Annotated in this window: 3 protein-coding genes; all 3 read left to right on the plus strand. The window is 36.7% G+C overall.

Translation table 11 applies throughout. The features are described from left to right. The first annotated feature begins 120 nt into the window (after nt 1-120). The 3 genes from AKL11_RS23945 (at nt 121) to AKL11_RS23955 (ending at nt 2,713) form a co-directional block, all read left to right on the plus strand. A complete protein-coding gene (locus AKL11_RS23945) occupies nt 121-927 on the plus strand; it encodes a GIY-YIG nuclease family protein (protein ID WP_067522812.1) in 807 nt (268 codons plus the stop codon). Nucleotides 928-1,005: 78 nt separating this feature from the next. Beyond that, nucleotides 1,006-1,923, plus strand: a complete 918-nt coding sequence (locus AKL11_RS23950; RefSeq protein WP_067522844.1) for a phospholipase D family protein — start codon at nt 1,006-1,008, stop codon at nt 1,921-1,923. 307 nt (nt 1,924-2,230) lie between these two features. Beyond that, nucleotides 2,231-2,713, plus strand: coding sequence for a hypothetical protein (locus AKL11_RS23955; protein WP_157673747.1), 483 nt, complete (start codon nt 2,231-2,233; stop codon nt 2,711-2,713). Nucleotides 2,714-3,297: the final 584 nt, after the last annotated feature.

Genomic DNA, 3,297 nt, shown 5'->3' on the forward strand with positions numbered 1-3,297 from the left:
AAGGTTTAACCATTTTACGGGCTTCCGCAGCTAACAATAAAATCGTGTTCGTGCTGCGCACCGGACGCCTACGGCGCCGCACATTTTGGCGTTATACGCTCACACACAATTGAGAGAAGTATGAATTTAGAGCTTCTGTTATCAGATTTGAACGATAATTCAAAATACAGATTTCACCTTGCAAAACAGGAACCAGGTGGTACTCGACCAATAGATGTACTTGCAAGAAGTCAAGAAGAATGGGGTTCATGGCAAGTTTATCGTGGTAACAATAAAGAAAGGTTTGTAAAAGATAAAATTGCTTCATTTGCTCAGATATCAGGATCAAAATTTTTGTTCGGTGGTATATATAGAATTGTAGGTCGAGAAAATGAATATTATGACGTTGAATTAGAAAATTCCTATTCGGAATTAATTGGACGTTTGGTTATTAACTACAAAGGAGATAATACAAGAGGAACTGTATTTACACCTGATTACATTTTTTCACACACATCAATTTCTTCGATTTATGAGCATAAATATCAGGGTGAAAAGTTCATATCATACGATAGAATAAATAATAGTTTTGAGTCTATTGATATTATCATTAGAAATGAACTGAACGACTGGAAGGTTGCATTAAGTAATGTTTACGGAGTTTACCTTATTACAGATACAAGTACTGGTAAACATTATGTAGGTTCTGCGTATGGGAATCAGGGGATATGGGGTCGATGGTCAGATTATATTTATGGTTTTCACGGAAATAATAAAGAGCTAAAAGAATTGTATTCCATCAATTCTGAAAAATATTTCAAAGATCATTTTAAATTCACGATTTTAGAGGTTCTATCTACTTCACTAGTGCCAGAAGAAGTGATTCAGCGAGAAAGCCTCTGGAAAAGAAAACTCCTTACAGTGAAGTTTGGCTACAACGTAACTTAGAACCGCGTATAACAAAAATTTCCAGGGGACGCCTGCGGCGCCCCTGAAATTGGCGTTATGTGTAAAAGGAAGTATTGAGTGAAACTTATAACAGACAACGTTTGGGGCTATATTTCAAAAAGCTCAAAAATTAATGCTAATAAATATGTTGCGAGTGCATATTTAGGAAAAGGAGCATCAAAATTATTACAACTTTCTGAAGATGATATTTTAGTTGTAGATGCATCCGAGAAAAATGTGAGAACTGGTGTTACAAATCCATTTGAGATTGAAAAATTTATTGAAAATGGTGTTGAAGTTTTCTCATATAATGGGTTGCATGCTAAAGTATATGTATTCGGCAATATTGCTTTAATCGGAAGTGCAAATGCATCGCTAAATTCTAAAAATAATTTAACTGAATGCATGATCGAAACCAGTGATAATAAAACCGTATCAGAATCGAGAGGTTTTATTCGTTCTTTAGCACTAGAACCAATAAGCACAGAGTATGCAAAATATTTGCAATCAATTTTCAAGCCTCCAAAATCTGATGTAATAAAAGGCGACTCCAAAAAAGAGAAATTGGGTTCAAGTATTTGGGTTCAAGAAATAAACGATTACGATTACTCAGAAGAAGAAAATGCTGCTCATGAAGTAGGAGTAGAAAAGGCATCTGAAGACGTACAAAATAAAGAGAAATACTGCCTAAATAGTGTTCGATATAAAAATACTGAAACATTCATTAAAAGTGCTACAGTCGGTGATTTATTAATAAGGGTTCATGGTGAAGATGTCTACCCTCCATCAAGAGTATTAGGATTCGAGAAAACCCCTAAAGAAGAAACAAGTATTGTGGTTTTTGAAGAACCCATAAGCCCCAAAATTCTCAATAAGAAACTTTTTTTAAATATAATGGAAAGCGCTGAGTTTAAGAAAATTTATAGAGAGTTCAATAAGCCAGATCAGAAAAGAAAAATTCTTGGCATATGGAGTTCAGTGCATATTTACACATAACAAAAATTTCCAGGGGACGCCTGCGGCGCCCCTGAAATTGGCGTTAGCTGCTGTGTTTCTACCAGAATTACAAACCTGAGAGTTTTTCAACGCGGCAGGTTTTGGCTCTAAACAATTGTGCAGGCTGGCCAGNTACGGGCTTACGCAGCTAACAAAAAAATCGTGTTCGTTCCGCTGCGCTCCACCGGACGCGCCTGCGGCGCGCCGCACATTTTGGCGTTAGCTGCTATCAGCAATTCAGACATTAATTTTGAAACAATATCTATAGCATTTTCATATTATTATTATTATTGAAAAGAGGTGAAGCTTGGGAAAATTAACTGTTGTCTGTACATTTACTTTGGCTTTATCAATCAGTGTAGCTGCATGTGAATGTGAAAGACTGAGTGACAATGAAATAGAAACAATGAAACAACATTGTGATGTTCTAGTTAAGTCAGTACACGATGAAATTTCAAAGCATCGAAAAATTCTTTCTTTACTAAAAATTGAAAATGAATCATATCTTAAAAGTAATAAGAAAGAAGTTAAATTATTTTTGATACAATTTAATACTTTCGCTGAAACTGTTTTTGAAGATTTTGCAGAGTGTAGGATTTTCTTATCCGTTTATAAGTTTACAGAATTCAAAACCCCAGAGTGGGAAAAAAACTTTTCTGCTTCGGATGTACTTCACTCTGTTCAATATATACACGGTACAATTGAAAAAGATAGTTACGATTATTTTCTACACCCTATATTGATTGAATATGACTATTCTCGGTACAAAGAAATACCAAAGTCTAAGTAAATTTTATTTATATCATTCTTTTGTTTTCATCCGCAGCTAACAATAAATTCAAGTTCGTTCCGCTGCGCTCCACCGGACGCCGCCTGTGGCGGCGCCGCTTAATTTGGCGTTAGCTGCTGTGTTTCTACCAGAGTTGCAAACCTGAGAGTTTTTCAGCGTTGGTAGTTTTTTTATTCTGTTCCATCTAAAAGTTCATAAGAAATCGGTAGTCTTCGTTTTGCAAGCTGGCGATAGATTTTGGTCGTATATTCCTTCTTTTATGCCAGCGTCAAAATCGTCGTTTGCTGTTTGATATTCCCAAGCTGACAGGCGGTAGCGTACCAGTTTCCTTTTGCTGCGCCAGCACAGAGATCAGTCTCCATTCCATCTTTTCTGTCGATCAGTTGGTGGGGAAGGGTGCAGGTTTTCTGCAGCGTGCAAAGTTTCAGGTTTTTTGCAGGCCAGGAAGTTACATTGTCGTAAACCTCAAGTAGTCAAACCTTTTGGCTCAAACTGGTTTGTGGCATTTTGGTTCCGCATGGTTTGCAGCGTCGTGTAAAACCTCTGGTGGTAAATCTTCTGGTTTCTACGTTGTTGCCAGTCGT

The organism is Endozoicomonas ascidiicola, assembly GCF_001646945.1.
Lineage (GTDB): Bacteria > Pseudomonadota > Gammaproteobacteria > Pseudomonadales > Endozoicomonadaceae > Endozoicomonas > Endozoicomonas ascidiicola.

Coding starts and splice junctions, on each gene's coding strand:
- AKL11_RS23945 (WP_067522812.1), top strand. CDS start 121: ATGAATTTAGAGCTTCTGTTATCAGATTTGAACGATAATTCAAAATAC.